Source organism: Bacillus sp. EAC (assembly GCF_002156875.1).
In the GTDB taxonomy this organism is placed as follows: domain Bacteria; phylum Bacillota; class Bacilli; order Bacillales; family Bacillaceae_G; genus Gottfriedia.
Genome location: NZ_NCSY01000004.1, coordinates 539,774 through 559,020, shown reverse-complemented (window position 1 = coordinate 559,020; position 19,247 = coordinate 539,774). Strand labels below are relative to the sequence as shown.

The 19,247-nt window shown below is 35.4% G+C and carries 8 protein-coding genes; 1 reads left to right on the top strand and 7 read right to left on the bottom strand.

Features of this window, described 5'->3' with window-relative positions; translation table 11 throughout:
• Positions 1-404: 404 nt before the first annotated feature.
• Positions 405-7,109: an immunoglobulin-like domain-containing protein gene (locus tag B7R65_RS09980; RefSeq protein ID WP_088042610.1), complete on the bottom strand. Its 6,705-nt coding sequence runs from the start codon at positions 7,107-7,109 to the stop codon at positions 405-407.
• A 647-nt stretch (positions 7,110-7,756) separates the two neighbouring features.
• On the bottom strand, positions 7,757-9,757 hold the full coding sequence (locus tag B7R65_RS09975) for an alkyl/aryl-sulfatase (RefSeq protein WP_088042609.1): 2,001 nt from the start codon (positions 9,755-9,757) through the stop codon (positions 7,757-7,759).
• A 328-nt stretch (positions 9,758-10,085) separates the two neighbouring features.
• On the opposite strand from B7R65_RS09975, the gene B7R65_RS09970 reads away from it, so the two are divergent.
• Positions 10,086-10,994 (top strand): LysR family transcriptional regulator, encoded by a 909-nt coding sequence (locus B7R65_RS09970; protein WP_088042608.1) that lies wholly within the window; start codon positions 10,086-10,088, stop codon positions 10,992-10,994.
• 78 nt (positions 10,995-11,072) lie between these two features.
• On the opposite strand, the gene B7R65_RS09965 is transcribed toward B7R65_RS09970, so the two are convergent.
• The 5 genes from B7R65_RS09965 to B7R65_RS09945 all read right to left on the bottom strand — a co-directional run bounded on the left by B7R65_RS09965 (position 11,073) and on the right by B7R65_RS09945 (position 19,209).
• Positions 11,073-12,536, bottom strand: a complete 1,464-nt coding sequence (locus tag B7R65_RS09965; RefSeq protein WP_088042607.1) for a spore germination protein — start codon at positions 12,534-12,536, stop codon at positions 11,073-11,075.
• A gap of 366 nt (positions 12,537-12,902) precedes the next feature.
• On the bottom strand, positions 12,903-14,174 hold the full coding sequence (locus B7R65_RS09960; protein ID WP_088042606.1) for an MFS transporter: 1,272 nt from the start codon (positions 14,172-14,174) through the stop codon (positions 12,903-12,905).
• A 139-nt stretch (positions 14,175-14,313) separates the two neighbouring features.
• Positions 14,314-16,218, bottom strand: a complete 1,905-nt coding sequence (locus B7R65_RS09955; protein ID WP_088042605.1) for an alkyl/aryl-sulfatase — start codon at positions 16,216-16,218, stop codon at positions 14,314-14,316.
• Positions 16,219-16,279: 61 nt separating this feature from the next.
• Positions 16,280-17,797, bottom strand: coding sequence for a long-chain-fatty-acid--CoA ligase (locus B7R65_RS09950; protein WP_088042604.1), 1,518 nt, complete (start codon positions 17,795-17,797; stop codon positions 16,280-16,282).
• 203 nt (positions 17,798-18,000) lie between these two features.
• Positions 18,001-19,209 (bottom strand): iron-containing alcohol dehydrogenase, encoded by a 1,209-nt coding sequence (locus tag B7R65_RS09945; RefSeq protein ID WP_088042603.1) that lies wholly within the window; start codon positions 19,207-19,209, stop codon positions 18,001-18,003.
• Between the last annotated feature and the right edge of the window lie 38 nt (positions 19,210-19,247).

Here is a 19,247-nt window from a genome sequence, read left to right as displayed (position 1 = left end):
AGTTTTTCTAACTAGTATTCTTTCATTTTCTTCGCGAAAATCTGTTTTCATGTTTGATTATTTGTTCATAATTTTTACTTTTTTTTAAGGGAAAAGATTTTTTCTAAAATTGAGGTATTTCAATATATGTTTAATAGAAATGATTTAGACATGTTTATATTAGAGGTTGTCAATACTGGATTAATGGACTAATCATACTTACTACAAAATAATTTTTTGTAAGTTTCCTATTTAGTAACGAAAAAGAAACTTACAATCTTAAACTGTTGAAAAGTTGTTTAGTCTAAATAGAAATTATTCAAATTTAACTTGATTAATAGATAAAACGAAAAAGATGTCCCAAATGAAGGAGTAACTCGATCATTTGAGACATCTTCTTTTTTTAATAAATTTAAATACTTTACTTATTTTTTAGTCAACACTGTTACTTTAGTTGCAGAACTCTGGTTCCCTGCACTATCTTTGGAATATACAGTCAGGACAGTTCCGGCTTTTTGCTTACCAATTTTAATTTTGAATGATCCTTTTGAGTCTGCTTGTTCAGTTGCTATTACGTTGTCTTGAATTTTAATTATGATAGTTGCGTTAGCTTCTGTTTTACCAGTTACAAAATTATCATTATTATCAATTAAATCAATTATTGGTGCACTTGGAGGTGTACGATCTAAAACAATTGTTAATAATGTTTTTTGGAATCCTGTCATACCTTTTACTTCTATTGTTAATGTAGTGCCTGCTTTTTGTGGACTAATTTCAATTTCGAATTTACCTTCCGAATTTACTTTTCCTGATGCGACAATACCAAATTTATCTTTTACGATAATATTTGCATCTTGTTGCGCAGTACCAGAAATTGTTGTGTCATTGTCATCAATTCTATTAACAGTTGTTTCGATATGTTCTCTTTTTATAACCGTCAGAGCAAATTCTTTTGTCGTAATCGCTTTTCCTTTAGTAATTGTCGCGGTTAAAGTAATTGGACGATCACCATCCTCAAAATAAGGAGGAATTACTGTACCATCTCCTTTAATAACAGAAGCATCACTTGAAGACCAACTAATCGTAGTATCGTTAGTACCTTTTGTTGGTAAATTCAAATTAGATGTGACAGAATTTTGATCTGAATTGTTGCCCTTAATCAGATTCCAAACGATTGAAGATTTTGCTGCCAAAACAGCTGGTTCATCATTTGTATCTTGACTTCTTACAAAGAAATAAAATTCTTTTGCCATACGTGCTTCGCCTAATTTGAAATAAGCAACCACTCGAATGTACTGGTTTTGTGCCGGTCTTGTGACTTTTCCATCATTTGCGATCACGCTTGGTGCTTCTGATTCCCATTCGATCGGCACATTGTCTGGGCCAAATGTGGTTGGGAATGTTAAATCTTTTGTCACATCCATGTCCGTTTCATTTTCACCTAGTAACTTATCGTTTGTTAATCCTTGATACACACGTAATACTTTCGTTCTGTCGCTGTTTTTCGTGTCTTTTAAGACAACTAAGTTGAACGTTTTGTAGATTGTTTGGCTGTTTCGTGTCATTTTTGCTACGAGTTCAACGTGCGCATCGCCTTCGTCAAATAATGGGAGGTACACGCGACCTTGATTCGTAATGTGTGACGTGTCATCAGATGTCCACGAAATTTTTGTTCCATTCGAACCAATTGTTGGTAAGTTTAGTGCTTGTGACACATCAGTTTCGCTTGTATTAGCCCCGCGAATGATGTCCCATGTTATGATTGATGCATCTTCTGCGACTGCAGATCGATCATCCTTGTTTCTCGCTTTTACTGTGACCGTGAATGTTTTTGTACCTGTTGCGTTACCAACTTTTGTGATCGCTGTAAGTGTCACATTTGTATCCACTTCAGGTCGGTACACTTGACCGTCTGGTGTGATAATGGATTCGTCACTACTTCTCCAAGAAATTTCTGCTTTGTTTTCAACACTTACAGTTGGAAGAGACAAATGACTCAACACGTTTGTTTGTACTGTGTTTGACCCTTTAATCGTATCCCAAGCCAATTTGTCTGCAGCCATTGTCGCAAGTACTTGGTCCGCATTTTCAGCTGCTCCAAGACGATACACAATAACATTGAATGCAATTGGATGATTCCCCACAAATGAAACAGCAGGGTTTTCACCGAGCGTACTACCGCCATCAATTTCAAACATATTTGGACCTGGTTTTAACTCGCCCGTTGGCATACTAAATCGTTTTACACCAGGTGCATAGTTGTAACCCTCTGGGATGTCTCCCGTTGGACTATCATATGGACCATTTCTCCATGCTGACGTTGGATCAAACAAGTTTTTATAAAAGTTCGTTTCTCCCGCAAATCCTCGTCTCCAATCGACCCATTCCGCGTAGAAGTTCATTCCAACTGCCGTCACGCTTCCGTTTACGGTAAACGTTGAATCATACGTAAAGAACGTTGCTGTGCCCGTATCATCAATAATCCCTTCGTCAAACTTTACTTTTGGAATATACGAATTTTTGTGAACAGGCACCATGATCGTTTTTTCATGACCTAAATAGTCAATCATCGTCACTGGAAATTCGCTTTCTCCTTGTGGGATACTTCCAGGATCTTGGTATCCAACTGGTACTCTATTAAAACTATACACATCCCCAATTGGTAGATTCCATGATGGAATCGCATTTGGCACATACCCCAAAGTTGCCACATTTTGTTCATTTCCAACTAACAGGACTGGGGCTAAATCTGGATTGTATGAATAGTTTTTCGTATTTCCGTAAGGGGAAACCAGGTAACCACTCACGGCTGGGTCAAACCCTTCTGCTCTGTACTCGGGATATTCCAATTTGATTTCTTGTTGACGTGTGTCATCTTTAAACGGCGCAACTTTGATTGACACGTCTGTTGATGTTCCGGCATTTGTTACCGTTACTTTGTCACTTTGAACGTTGACAGTAAATGTTGACGTTCGTATATTTCCTACTCGATCCGTTGCGGTTAACTCAATCGTATGAACGCCATTATTCAATACAAGTGGATAACGGAATTCTTTACTTGCCGTTGACGAATTCGGCACACTACCCATTGTTTTTGGCGCTTGTCCATCAGCTGCTACTTCGACTTTGAATCCTCTTGAATTGGCTACCGTATCTTGAACAGTTGTATTGATCATTACAGCTGGTGAATCACCTGCTTGTTCAACATAAGCATTCATTTTCGTCGGGTTCACGGTAATCGAAGGAGCTTCTGTATCGACATACGTTTTAATGCCGATTGCAGGAACTTCTTGATCATCCCATTTATCTCCGTCATTTAATGGAACGAACTTCACGTAATATTCACCTTTTGGTAAGTCTGTTGGAATTGTGAATTTTCCGTTGAACTTGTACTCACTATAGTCACCATACGCAGGCGTTTCCGTCACGAGTTCATTGACGTCTAAATCAACTGGTGAACCAATGATTGTCGAGTTGTCGTAATAATCTTTCAATAAGATTGCTTGGAATTTTTTCACGCTATTTTTTGGACCAAATGCTCCAAAGTTTAAGCTAAATTCATCACCTGGTTTGCCGTTTTCATCCCAGTAATGACTTGGAATGTTGTTACCAAGTGTCGCTGAGTTGATATCAATCCAGACATGTTTCGTTGTTTTCTTAACAATCACCGTATGCTCTTCGCCTTTATTTCCGGATTTATCTACCGGCGCAATCGTAATGGCATTTAGTCCTTCGTTTAAGTCAGGAACCTTTAATTCGTATGAACCATCACTATTTTGTTTGACATCTTGTTGGTAAGTTGTCCACGGCTCACTTCCATTTACCGCCAAGTAGACGCTTCCGTCGACATTTCCAGCGTCACCATCATCCATCGTCCAGTGGACTGTATAGGAATTCGTATTTGTTGTTTCTGGCTTCGTTTTTTCGTCATAGTCGTTTGAACGAAGTAAATTCATTTTTGGTGCCGTTGTATCTTTGTACATTGGTAGATAAACTGTTGGCTGCGGTTTTGTGTTTTCACCGTCAGCTGTCGCTGTCATGGCAAAATAATACTGTCCATCCGGTTGATCGATACCTTGATTATAGCCATACCAAACCCAGTTTGGTTGGACTTGAGCTGGGAATCCTCCACTATATGGATCACCTTTCACAAGCCATTCGTCATTGGCAAGGTGTGATACCACGTTGTGGTCTTTATCCACTACATCAATCTTCAAGTTTCGTGCATCACGTAATAACGAGATAGCCGGTGCAGGATAGAAACCTGGACCATACACATAAAACTTGTCACCAAGTGCTTTCTGCGCTGGCGTGGTTGGCTCACCAAACAGTTCGCTATAGCCAAATGTCAAACCGCCAGCTTGGATAGCTAGTTGTGTGCCACCGCCTGAGTTACTCCACACATTCGTTGTGTCTTTTGTGTCAATGATTCTCGGCTCATCCCAATCCCCGTAAAACCCGTTATATGGAACGTTTAACGTCGGTTGGTTTGAATCCGTTGGCTCAAGGTACACATACCCTTCAATAAAGGTATTTTTAAGAGCAGACGCACCAAGTGATAAACTAACCGTTACGCGCTTTGTCCCGTTCGCTGGAATCGTGATGCTGTTTGCATCAAATGACAACTTCGCATCGTTAAGGTAACGACTACGAATGTTATCTGAATTCGCTTTCGATGCATCCTTTAATAGATCTGTCATCACGGTGCCATTTAGTTTGTACGTCACCGCATTGTTTGTCAGATTCGTCACAACTAGCGTGTAAGTTGAAGATTGACCAATCTCTTTTAACGAAATACTGCTTGTTCCGTTTGTTCCTGCAACAACGACTGGTGATTTGACCGCTAAGTCTGGACGAATCATTCCCGCGCCTTGTCGTCTTGGTTGGTATTCTGTCATATAATCCGTACGATTTGCTGAATTACTTTCATTGATAAAATCACGTTTCGCCGGAATTGACGTATTCATTAGTAGATTCTTTGTTAACTGGGCAAATGAACGCGTGCCGGGTTTGTACCCTTTTGCAATTAGTGCTTGCATTACGTCTGCCACTGCACCTGCTACATAAGGAGCTGCCATCGATGTGCCGTCTTCACTTTCGTACCCGTTGTGCTTATTCGCATCACCTGTACGAACCGACGAAACGATCGCATGACCTGGTGCCATGATTTCTGGTTTTAACAATAAATCACTTGTTGTTCCCCATGACGTAAAATCAGTTGGTTGGCCTGGGTTTGATTCTGCAAACGCTGAACCAATTTTTTCGTTTCCAATCGTGAAATCAATTGAAACAGGTTCCGCGCTCATTGGACCAATATCGATTCCGCCACCGCCACATGTGTCCATTGGGCCAATGCCGATGCCGATGCCTCCACCGCCACAAGATAGTTCATCAAATACTGCTTGAAGTGCTGTTCCGTCTTCATAACTAATAAATGTAAATGGAATTGTTCCAAATCCTTGTGGATCTGGCGCTGGTTTGTTTGGATCCGAATTGTAGACAATCACTCCTGCTGCACCTTTTAATTTTGCGTTTTCAACTTTCTCTGCAAAATTAAGCGTACCACGTTTGATTAAAACTATCTTACCCGTCACATCGATTCCATCGTAGTCAGAAGGTGCTCCAAGACGATCGTTCCCTTGGGCATCTTTTCCGAGAGAAACCATTGAATAGACTTTGTTTTTATCAAGAGTCCAGTGCCAATCGTCTAATCCTTCTCCTGAAAAATTCACTTCGCCTGCTTTAAACTCATACGTATGTTTTGAGACGATATTATTTGCTGCCGCTACCGTGAATGAATCTGGGTACACACCTGGATTTCCGATTTTGTTTAAATCAGGTGTTTGACCTAGTTTGATACTTTGTCCCACACCGCCTTGGCGGTCAGCGTATGCATTTGATGCGTTTCCTGCAGCAACTACGACTACATGTCCTTCATCTGTTGCATTTCGGATGGCAATTCCTAATGGGTCGTTTACATCTCTTGTATCGAACGAAGACGATGACCCTAAACTCATATTTATGACGTCTGCACCAAGTGCTGATGCATGGTCAATCCCTTTAATGATATCTTCTGTTAATGCACCTGCTTGATGGTCAGAGAACACTTTTTCTGCAATAATTTGTGCTTCTGGTGCTACCCCTTGAACCACTGGGCCCGATCCGGCTGCAATTCCTGCCACGTGCACTCCGTGTGAACTAGTTGCATTATTCGGGTCTTCTACTCGTGGAATGATATCGTCGTTTTGATCAGCCCAGTTATAGCCATCTACAACCTTTAGCGAAATTGAACCATCGTCTCGCTTAAACTTCCCCTTTTTAATTTTTGCTTTACTCATATCTTTTGGATCAGGAAAAGCTTCATGCGTATAATCAACGCCCGTATCAACGATCGCGATAAGCATTCCTTCACCTTTATACCCAATCGGTTTTCCTAAAGAAGAACCGTCCCAAAGATTTTTAATTCCTGTCAAATCGTGCTGCTGATTAACAGCTGGCGTAAAAGTTTGTTGTAATGTAACAGCTTGTACATCTGGTAATGATTTAATATAATCAATATCTGAAAATTTTATATTATCGACGCTAAAGCCTTTAAATATATTTTCAAAATCATGTTTAAATTTTATTTTACTAATACTCTTAGATTTACCTCCAGAGAGTTTGTTCATAATCTCGCTTTTTTTCGTTTCGATGTCCTTTTGTACATTATCCTTCGCTTCACTTAAAGATAGTTGATTAATTCCTACATTTTGATCGTCAGTCATTTCAGAAACCGTTTTACCTTTGAGTTGAACAATAACCGAAACATTTTCATCTGGATTATGAGCTTCTATATTCGATAAATTCGCCAAATCAGCAAGTTTCTTTTTCATTTCCCTATCGGCTGCTGCATCAATACTTTTTTTACCTTTCTCAATCAAAGCATCGAGATCTTTTTGGGACAAATTCGGCGAATTTAAGCTACCTTTACTATTCGTAACAACTATACCCGCTTCTGGTTCAGGGTCTTTTACATTACGTGGATTATTTTGGCTATTTTCTTCTGCAAAGACAAAATTAATATTTGACATCACTAGGCCGAAGATCGCCATATACGACATTTTTTTCAATAACCTTTTTCTATGTTTCATGTTTCCTCCCCCCTTGACTGAACAATCTATTAGTGAAGTTCACTTGTTCAATCAATATCCAAGTCACAAACTAAATTATCAAGAATTTTCTTAATAATTAAACTTATTATCCTTATTGTACTTAAGCTTATATTTGCAGTAAATTGGGGGAAATTTATGTTTACTCATGCAGATTTCCTTTAGCAAAGACCAATTATCCTCGGATTCCGCTGTCAGATTTTGTGTTTAAAAGTCGAAAATCATTAAAATATGTAAAAATATGAATTTAGTAGAACTTGAATAAAAATATATCTCTAATAAACTTGGGGGAATTTTACTGGAAAAGTTAAACAAAAAAATAATATTGTCTATTCAAGGTAGTTTTATATTATTTCAGAATAGATTAGAAGATGAATTCCCCATTAGTACCTGTCGAAAAAACATTTAAGTTGTCTGCTTTTCATGTGATAAATAAAGGCAAAATTATACATAATTTTATAAAATAAGCATTACTAATTTTCGTATATAATATCGCAAAATAATGAATCGTTAATCACAAAAATAATTGACTAAAATAACAGGTAGTTTTTGGCATAACCAAAAGAAAAAAACTCAAACCCTTGAGATAACAGAGTTTGAGCTTTTTATTATTCGATCAAATGATCGTTCTATTTAGGCGTCACGATATTTGTCCAAGGATCAAACTTATCCAAAAGTGACAATAATTCTTTAAATTTATCTTTACTACCAGTAATAGAGACCTTTCCACCTGCTACAGTTTGTTCAAGATCAGTAAGGCCAAGAGCGATTTGATAAAATGTTACTTTATCTACAGTTATTGAAGCATCTGGATTTGAAGCTATTGAACCCTCTTTAAAATTTAAAACTGAATTTCCCACGTGAATCGTGTATTTCGTTTTTACATCCGATAATGAAACATTGAATGTAAGGTTTTTATGATCTGCCTTTGTGCCATTAAGTTTAATTGATAAGAAGTTTAAGAAATCTTTAACTGGCATATTTAATAATATATCCATATTCATCGGATTAAACCGTTTTGAATCGTCCTTCACAACACCATTTCTTAACTCCTGTGCTCCCGTTAAGTAGAAGTTGCGCCAAACTGATGATTCTGCTTGGTATCCTAATTGTTCGTATGCATTGTCAAGTAAGTTTTTAGCTTCTATATTTTTTGGATTAGACATTACTACATGTTTTAATACTTGAGCAACCCAGGGATATTGACCTTTGTCATAGTCAGCTTTCGCTTGTTTAATTACTTTTTTTGCTCCTCCCATATACTGTACATATTTTGCACCTGCAGTATCTTCTGGAAGTGTATCTAAATCAGATGGATTACCACTGAAATTACCTAAATAGAAATTATAAACAGCCTTCACATTTTGTTTTAAGTTTCCATAATAGCCTCGGTTAGCCCAATAAGCAGCTAAGCTTTTAGGAAGTTTGATCTTATCTGCAATTTGATCAGATGTATATCCTAAATTAGCCATACGTATAGTTTGATCATGAATATATTTATATAAATCTCTTTGTTTTGTCAGTTGCACAATCACGCGATCTTTGCCCCATAATGGCCAGCTATGTGAAGTAACCATTGAGTCTATATCTTCGCTTCCAAACTCATCAATCGTTTCATTTAGCGCAACTACCCATTTTAATGCATCACGAGTCTTAGCTCCCCTTAATGTGTATATATTATGTAATGTATGACCAGTATTTTCTGCTACTACTAACGTTTTATACTCTTTTATATAGTAATGCATTTCTGAAGGTGCCTCTGTATCTAAAGTTAATAAAAACTTAAACGTAATCCCATCAATATCCATTGTTTGGACATGGTTCTTTATTTCTACTGTTGGTGGTAAGTAACTAAAAGTTCCAGTGCTTAGTCCTGGTCCGATCCCTGCAGTTACAAACCCTTTTTCATTTGTAGGTAAAAGGTTACCAAACTGATAGCTTGCTCGCCGAGCCATTATATTACCCAAAAGTACGTTTTCACTGAGTGCCTCTTCAGAATATCTGTCAGGCACAATAATCGGAACTGTTGCAGGATTTGTTGCAAACCCTGCAACACCTTTAATACCACCAAAGTGATCGGCATGACTATGACTAATTACAATGGCACTAACCGGATGTTTAGGTCGATTTGCAAAATATAACTCCATCGCTTCTTTTGCTGTTTCAATTGTTGAAAGTGTATCCAAAACGATTACCCCAGTTTTCCCTTCTATAATTGTCATAACAGATAAATCTTGACCTCGAACTTGATAAACACCATCTACTACTTTAAATAAACCAGATGTATTTTGTAATTGAGCTTGTCTCCATAAACTAGGATTAACAGTCCAAGCTGCCGTCTTATCTTCTCTAATAAACGAATATCGGCTATTATCCCAAATTACATCTCCCAACTCATTTCTAATTGGAATAGTATTTAAAGGTGCAATAAAGCCTTTATGAGCATCTTCGAAATCTTGTTTATCAGCAAAATTCAGTTCATTGTATACTGCTTTATTTGCCAAAAATGTTGTTTTTGAAACAGAATTTGGCTTTTGATGAATTGATGCAGCATATGTCAAACTAGTACTTAATAATAATGCCAGTGCAATTGGTACTGCTATTTTTATTATTAAATTGCTTTTTGACATTAATTTTCCTCTTTTCTGATTTTTTAGATAGGTTATGTCCGTTCTTGCTCTAGTAATTTTTTACCAAAATGCCAAGCGAAAGAAAACGCTTGCAAAAAAAGGAGATTTCATAGAACATTAATCTATACAAAAAGCTTCAAAGACTTTTGCATCTTTAATTTTACGAATATTTAAAATAATAACCTAAAGTATAAAACCACTAAAATATTAAGTAATATTGATGTTTTTAATAGTATGTTCACGTTTTTTAATTTAAAAAATTAAAGTAATTTTCAAAAATAACATGACTCCTTAATTTAAAAGGGTTTATGTAAAAAGGTGGCAAAACATGCATATTCAAAAACTAGAGTTTCTTGTTGAAGTTGCTAAAACTGGTTCTATTTCAACTGCTGCAGAAAACTTACATGTAAGCCAATCTGGTATAAGTCAGGCTATTTCTAAGATAGAAGAAGAACTTGGGATTAAACTATTCGAGCGTTCTAGATTAGGCGTTAATGTAACTGAAGATGGATCTAAAATCATAAAAAAAGCATATGAAATTTTGATGAAGTATGATGAATTTCTTGAGGAAGCACGAAGTAGTTTGAAGATACAGTCTGCTGAACTACGCGTATCTACCATTCCAGCTCTTATTACATATTTACTAAAACCATTAATGGAATTTAAAGATATTCATCCAGATTCAACTATCGAAATCGTAGAAAACTTTTCAGAACGGACACTTGAATTTATTCAACAAAATAAAGCTGATATTGGACTTGTCGTTATCTACGGAGAAATATTAGAGCAGATAAAAGATATAAATGTTGATGTCATATTAGAAGGAAAAATGAAAGTCTATGTAAGTAATAATTCTCCATATGCAATTTCAAAAACAATTACTCCAGAGGAATTAGTAGAACAAAAGGTAGTCTTATATAACGGTGATTATTTAAAATGGTTTGTTACAAATTTTCAAGCTGCCTTTGGAAAATTAAATATTTTATTTTCTTCAAACAATGTTGAAGAACTATTACGAACAACATCTAATGGCTTTGGGATTGGTTTTGCTCCAGATTTTGTGATGAAGAATAATCCTTATGTATTAAATGAAAAAATTGTTGAAGTTGAGATTTTAAATTATGAACAAAAAAATGTGGCTCTAGGTTTAGTTCGTTCAAAGGCTAAACGTCCTTCAAAAATTGAAAAGCACTTAATCCAATTTCTTAAATCTGAGTTGTGTTATTGTTTAAATTAAATAGCATTCGATTTTCTTTAAACTATTTACTTAATTCTTTAGACAAAAAAACCAAATCAAATAATTTGGTTTTTTTGTCTAACTTTTTTCCTTTTTATCATGAGGATATTTGTGTGGACTATTTATTAATTTTCGTAAATCTCCCCTATAAAAAACATCTTTAAATTCTTTAAAATTAAAAGGAATGATCGGTGCTAGATATGGAACACCAACTGAACGTAAACGAGACATATGTATAACCAAAATTAACAATCCAATAGCCATACCTGTGAAACCGAAAAAATTCCCTATAAAAATAAAAATATATCGTATAGGTTGAAGGCTACCCTGTAATGTCCCAACTGTAAGCATAGTGCTCGTAAGATAAGCTATCCCCGCAACGATGAGACTAATAGGGTGAACTAGCTTAGCATCTACTGCTGTCGTACCAATTGTAATTGTTGAGATTAATGAAACTACTAGCATCATTTCCCTTGAGATTTTATATGAACCAATTCCTAATAATTGTAACAAAAGGAGTAGAAAGAATACTTCAGCCCACAAAGGCAAAATGGTAATCGTTTGTTCAAAAAACTTTTTATGAATTTCTTTTGATACCAAATTGTCATGAAATTTTGCAAATGCAAGATAAAATCCAGGAAACAAGATTGTTACCAGAAAACTTATTATTGTCATAAGGCGAACGCTTAACTTTATTTGTTTAACATAATAGTCACTTGGTTGCTGAAAGTATTGAACGAATACATTTGGTACAATTGATGCGGTTGGGGTGCCGTTTACCAAAATTGCAATTCTTCCTTCATACAATGCGGAAGCTACAGCATCTGGCAACTCAGTTATAAAAGACAGTGGAAAAAATGTTTTCTGTGTTCCTTCAATTGCTAATTCAACTACTCTTGACTCAAGTACATAATCAACATGTAATGAGTCAATTCTATTATGAACTTCTTTCAAAGCAATTTGATCAACTCGATCAGTTAAATAAACAATTGCTATATCTGTTTTTGCGACCCTTCCGAGTTTCTTTTTTTCTACCATAAATGTAGGAGATTGAATCATACTATGAAGTAAATTTAAGTTCACTTTCAATTGTTCCGAGAAAGAAATCAACGGTCCATAAATATTGCGTTGTCTTACACTCTGTTCGACCGATCGTTGCTGCCATTGTGCTGTATCAACAAGTATGCCACTTTCAAACCCATCAATTAAAACAAGTGTTTTGCCACTGAGAATCCCTTCAATTGAGGAAGAAATTGATGTTATTACCTCGACGTTTTCTGAACGAATATGATAACATGCTAACGTATTCATAAAGGTTTCTTTATCCTTGATTCGAATACTATGTAAAGGTTCAATAATACTCTCCCGAATTAGCTCTGTATTAACAATCCCATCTATATACAATAATGCACCAATGTTGTCTCCATTTGCGTCCAATTGAATCTGTCTCACATATAATTCAGGCGTATCATGTAACTCTTCTTTTACCTTTTTTATATTTTTATTCAGGCCCTTGGTAAAATCTTGTAATGCGCTATTCATATTTCACCTCGAATCAACTTTATACCATCTTATTTAGTATCTAAAAATGCATAATAAATATTCAATTTAAATTATTCTTTTTTGACTTACTACTATAAACTAAAAAACTTTAATTATATAAAAGATAAACTAATTAAAATTAAATAAGCTCAAACCCTTAAAATACAAGAGTTTGAGCATTTTCATTTGTATAATCCCAACTAAAAGCCGTCTCATTTTTTTATATCACTTGTATTTAAAATTACCTTTTAGTTTCCTCGTTCACATCATCTTTTTAGTTGGAATGATCCGATCAAAACGCTAAAAATTTCCGAAAATAGCAACCACAAGCGTTGAGATTCCTTTGATTCTTTTATCCGACTCTCTTTAGAGGTTCACTAGCTTATTATCTTTAACTGTTGAAACTTTTTGATTTCTGCTTCCGAAAAGGAATATTAATAACCCTGCAATTGCCAATGCAATTGATATTCCCAAAATTGCTATGCTATAGCCACCTGCTATATTTGTACCAGAATCTTGAATAAGTTTTCCAAAAATAATTGGAGTAATTATACCTGATGAAGTCATTATTCCAAAATAGGTTCCTGTCATAACACCTCTTCGCTGTGGAAGTAAACTAATTACTACAGCAGGGTTAAGAGTATTTACAGTCACCACAAGTGTATTTACTAATGAAAGTACGATGATGATTGAACCCACCCCGTTTAAAAGTGGATACAGTGAGTACAAAATTCCTGCTAGTAACACACAAATGGCAGTAAATAAGGTACGCGCCTTACATAAACTTTCTGTTTTTTTGTATAAACGATCTGAAATGATGGATAAGACGATTGATAAGACGGCTCCAATTAATCCAGAAATAGCAATAACTGTTGCTGACTGTTGTTCAGATAACCCTTTTACTTTTATTAGATATGAAGGATTAAAAGTAAGTCCAAAAACAATGAACGAATAGGCAATAAATGCAACTAAGGTTGTAATTATAAAAATAGGAGATCGTAAAGCTTCCCACATATCTTTCTTGTTTTTCTCATTTTTATTTTCAAAAATATTTACTTCTTCTTTAATGGAAACAGTTGGTTTCATTCTTCCTAACCAAAGCCAAGCAATGAACCAGACGAAGCTAAAAATACCAGAAATAAAAAATGCTTGTCTCCAACCATAATTTGATATTAGCGAAACTATAATAGGAGCAGTAACAGCTATCCCAACAACATTTCCAAAATTAATGATAGAAATTGCGAATCCACGTGATTCTGGTTTAAACCATTTACTTATATGGCTAATTGCCGTTGCTAGAAATGCACCTTCTCCTGCCCCCAATAATAATCTACTTAATATTAAAATAGGTATGCTTGATGCAAACAAAGCCATAGATTGCGCGATTGTCCAAATAATTGCCATAATAGCAAGTGATTTTCCAGTACCAAAACGATCCGAAAGGGAGCCACCTATTATTCCAAATATCGAAAATAGCCAAAAAAAGCTGCTACCTACAATACCAAACTCGGTAGAGGTTAAGTTTAAATCTTTGGTAATATGTATTCCAGCTAAACCTAAAATTGATTTGTCTGCAAAATTAATAATAGCCATAATAAAAAGTGAAAATAAAATAACCCATTTCGCCCAACTTTTCATCCAAACTCCTGCCTCTCATCAAATCCATTCTTTATTTTGATAACTTTAGCAAATACCTTTGGAAAAAACACCTGCACAATCCTTTTTTGAACCGAACATGATTGAACAGGTGCTTATTGTGTAAAAATTAATTCATTCATTAAGGTGTTACGATATTTGGATAAGGATCAAATCCATCTAAAAGCGATAAAAACTCATTCAATTTTGACTGATCATCCGAAAGGATTAATTTACCAGCAGCTACTGCTTGCTCTGGTGTGATAAGTCCAAGAACAATTCCATAGAATGCAAATTGATCTGTTGTTAGAGATACATCTGCTTTCGCGTCTAACTTATTTGCTTTGAAAAATAACACAGAATTTTCTAAAAATAAAGTATACTCTTGGTTAGTATTTGATAATGTTAAATTTATCGTTATTTTTTTACCTTCTGCTTTTGGACCGTTTAATTTAACAGCCACCAGTTTTAGGAATTCATTTATTGGCATATTTTTAATAACGCCAGAAACATCTAATGGGGAAATATTTTTATTAACTCCATTTCTTAGTTCTGATGCGCCAACTAGATAAATATTGCGCCAATTTGCCGATTCCGCTTGATATCCTAATTGTTCGAACGTATCTGCTAGTAAGTTTTTAGCTTCTGAATTTTCTGGGTCTGCCATAACGACATTTTTTAATACTTGAGCTACCCAGCGATACTCACCATTTTCAAAGTCAGCTTTTGCTTGTCTCAAAATATTATCTGCTCCACCCATGTATTCGACATATTTATGACCCGATTCCACTTGAGGTAATGGGTCCAAATCGGAAGGATGAGCGCTATAATAACCTAAATAAAAATTGTAAATACCTTTTGAATTATGCTTCAATGTACCATAATACCCACGATTTCCCCAATAAGTATCTAATTCTTTTGGAAGTTTGATTGTTTCAGCTATTTCATCCATTGTATATCCTTGGTTAGCTAAACGCACCGTCTGATCGTGCATATATTTGTATAAATCACGTTGCAGTTTTAAATGTTTCATTGCGTTATGTTTCTCCCAAACAGGCCATGCATGAATCATAAGTAATGCATCGATTTCTTCATTTTCAAATAAATCGATTGTTTTATCGAGAGAATTTGCCCAATGTAAGGCATCTCGAGTTTTTGCACCTCTTACTGTATAAATTTGATGCATTAATTTATTGGCATTCTCTGATACGAATAATGCTTTATAATCTTTTATATAAAAATGCATTTCAGCTGGTGCTTCAGTGTTTGGAGTTAATAAAAATTTAAAAGTTACACCATCGATTTCCATCGATTGAATTTCGTCTTCAATTTCAATATTTGGTAACATAAAACTAAAAGTACCTGAACCCATTGTTGGACCAATACCTATTGATACAGAGCCTTTCGTACCGTCTGGTAAATTTTTACCGAACTGATACTCTGCACGACGCGCCATGATCGTGCCTAAAAGCGCATTTTCACTTAACGCTTCTTCTGTAAAATATTGAGGTACTATAATTGGAATATTTGGGTTTTCAGCATATTCTAGTACTCCTTGAATACCACCGAAATGGTCAGCATGACTTTGACTTATAATGATTGCCGTTACTGGCTTTTGTGGTCGATGATTATAATATAACTCCATAGCTGCCTTAGCCGATTCAGTACTTCCTAATGCATCAATGACAATAACTCCATGTTTTCCTTCAATGAAAAAGTTAGTGACCATTGATTGTCCACGAACTTGATATACACCTTCTACAACTTCAAACAAACCAGATATAGCCTGTAACTGTGCATTTCTCCATAAACTTGGATTAACTGTGTCTGGTGCGGTGTCATTTAGATAGTTTAACTGTTCTATGTCCCAAACAACTTCCCCAGAATCATCTTTAATAATCTTTGCTTCTAGTGGTGCAATAAATCCTCTGTTTGCATCAAAGAAGTCCTCTTTATCATCAAAATTAAGATTTTCATATATTGCCAAATTTGCCTTTTTTGTAAAAGAAGTTGCGGGCATTGATTGATTTAATATGTTATTTGTCATAGGAACCTCCAAAAATCGTAGTAAACTAAAAATGCGTAGATCAGAAAATTTATCTATTAAACTAATTAATTTCCACTTGTTCAACTTTTAAAGCTGTTTTTAAAATCTTACCTGTACTATTCTTAGGTAATTCTTTCTTAAATTCCACCAGTTTTGGCAGCTTGTACTTTGCAAGCTTGTCTTGGCAGAAATGTAAGATGTCATCCATCGATATACTTTCATCATTCGATACAACGAATGCCTTTACGACTTCTCCATAATCTTTATCTGAAATTCCGATTACCGCTACTTCAACAATCGCTGGGTGTTGATAGATTACTTCCTCTACTTCTCTTGGATATACATTGTATCCGTTTACAATAATCATGTCCTTTATTCGATCAACAATAAAAATATATCCATCGTTATCCATTTCTGCTAAGTCACCAGTATAAAACCAGTCATTTTTAATGGCATTAGAAGTTGCTTCAGGCATACCAAGATATCCAATCATTACATTAGGACCTTTTACAATAAGTTCACCTATTTCTCCTCTTGGAACTTCTTTTCCATATTTGTCGACAACCTTGTTTATTACTCCAGGAATATCTATTCCAACTGAACCAACTTTTCGGATTCCTTTTAAAGGATTAAATGCCGTTACTGGAGCTGTTTCTGAAAGACCGAATCCTTCTAAAATAGTAGTCTTATATTTTTCTTCAAACCGTTGAAGTAATTCAACAGGCAACGATGCTCCACCTGATAAACATACTCGGATACTTTTGAAATGCTCGTCAGTATAATCCTTTAATTGATATAAGAAACTGTACATTGTTGGTACGCCGGCAAATAATGTCACTTTCTCATTAAAGATTGTATTAGTGACTTCAACAGGATGAAATCTTTGAACAATTACTATAGTAGCCCCACTCATAATTGGTGAATTAATACAAACTGTCATGCTAAATACATGGAACATTGGTAAAGCAGCTAGTATTCGATCATCTTCGTTGAACTCTACTAATTTAACAACTGACTCTGCATTTGATGCCATATTTTTATGACTTAGCATAGCTCCTTTTGGTTTCCCAGTTGTTCCAGAAGTATATAAAATAACAGCAAGATCATCTTCTATCATTAAAGGATATTCAATGTCATTTGACTTACCTTCAATCAACTGCTCCCAAATGAACTCAGCTTTATTCGACCCTACATAATACTGTTTTTCGATTTGTTTTAATTCTACTTTAAGAGATTCAATGGTCGCTTCCATTGAAGAATCTGCAATGACAGCTTTTGCTTGGCTATTCGATAAAATATACGAAATTTCATTCTTCGTAAAAATTGGATTAACCGGTACTACTACCCCACCTGCACGTAGAATTCCATAATAGGCGATGACAAATTCCGGACAATTCCCTAATACTAGGGCTACTCTATCACCTTTTCTGATTCCATCTTGTACTAAGTTAGAAGCAACACATTCAACCTGTGAATATAAATCGCTATATGTGATGTGTTTATTTTCAAATGTAATTGCATTATGATTTGGAAATTTTTCTGCACTTTTTCTTAAACTTTCATTTAAATTCCAACCCATTACTATTTTCCTCCTACTAATAAATACATACTTTTATAGACCACAATCCAGCAAAATACTGAATTAAGTGAGATTGACTGAAATTCTATTAATAAAACAAGAGATAGATTAGTAAGATTATTTCTTCCTATTTTATTAATAAATTTTGAATATAATTGAGGCACCATCAATTATTTGAAGGTGCCTGCTAACTATAATTAAAATTATGAAATAACTACGCCAGAGCCCGCTACTTCATTGGAAACTTTTGCAATAACTTCAGGCGGAATTTTGAAGAATATTCCACATGGATCGCTATGAACCATCGCTACAATGTAAGCCATATTATCGACATTCACCTCAAAATCAGCGAATGTACTAGGAAGACCGACTTTTTCACGTAGATTACGGATGAATAATACAACTTCCGCAAGGCACTCTTCTGGTTTTTCAGGTAAATCCTTTAGACCTAGCGCTTCCGCAAAGCCATGAATTCGTTTTAAATAAAATGGTGCAAGTGATTCCATTACATTTGGTAATAACACTGCATTTGCTAGTCCGTGTGGAATTCCGAATTTTGCACCAAATACGTGTGCTATATTATGAACTGGAATCGCATTAACAGAAAGACTAAACGCAGAAATTGCCATCGAACTAGCCGTTAACATATTCGATCGTGAAGCAAGGTTATGCCCTTCATGAACTGCAGTAGGTAAATTATCTACAATCATACGAATCGCTTGAAGTGCATATGCATCTGTCATTGGATTAGACTGAGGTGAGAAATAAGCCTCAATTGCATGTGTTAATGCATCAAATCCTGTAAATGCTGTAATTTTTGGTGGTAAGCCAACTGTAAGCTCCGGGTCTAAAATCGCCATATCAGGACTAATGAATGTATTTAGGATGTTCGTTTTAATTCCTACCTTTTCATTAAATACTACAGCGATTGGAGACACTTCCGCACCAGTTCCCGCTGTCGTTGCAATTGCAACGTGTGGAATTGGAATATACTGCGCTTTTGGCCAAAATTCCATCACATTACCAACAAGAAGTTCTTCACGAATATCATGTACTTTATTATGAATCATCCATTTAATTGCTTTAACTGTGTCTAAAACACTTCCTCCACCAACAGCAATCAATGAATCTCCATTACATTCTTTAAAGAACTTAGCTCCACGATTTATGATTTCACCTTTTGCATCCTGTTCAATGTCTTCAAAAACCCCTACTAGCTGTACTGCACTAGGTATAGCTTCAAATAGTTCCTTAATTTTATCTGTAATTCCTGCTTGAGTTATTCCTTTATCAACGTAAAGAACTGCTCTTTTACCACCAAGTCCTTTAATCATTTCTGGTAACATTGAGCGAGCTCCAGCCCCACTGTTTACAACTGTACGAACCGAAAACTGAAAAAATGACGTTATCATGGGATCACCTTCTCTTTTCTATTATTGTTTTTTATAAC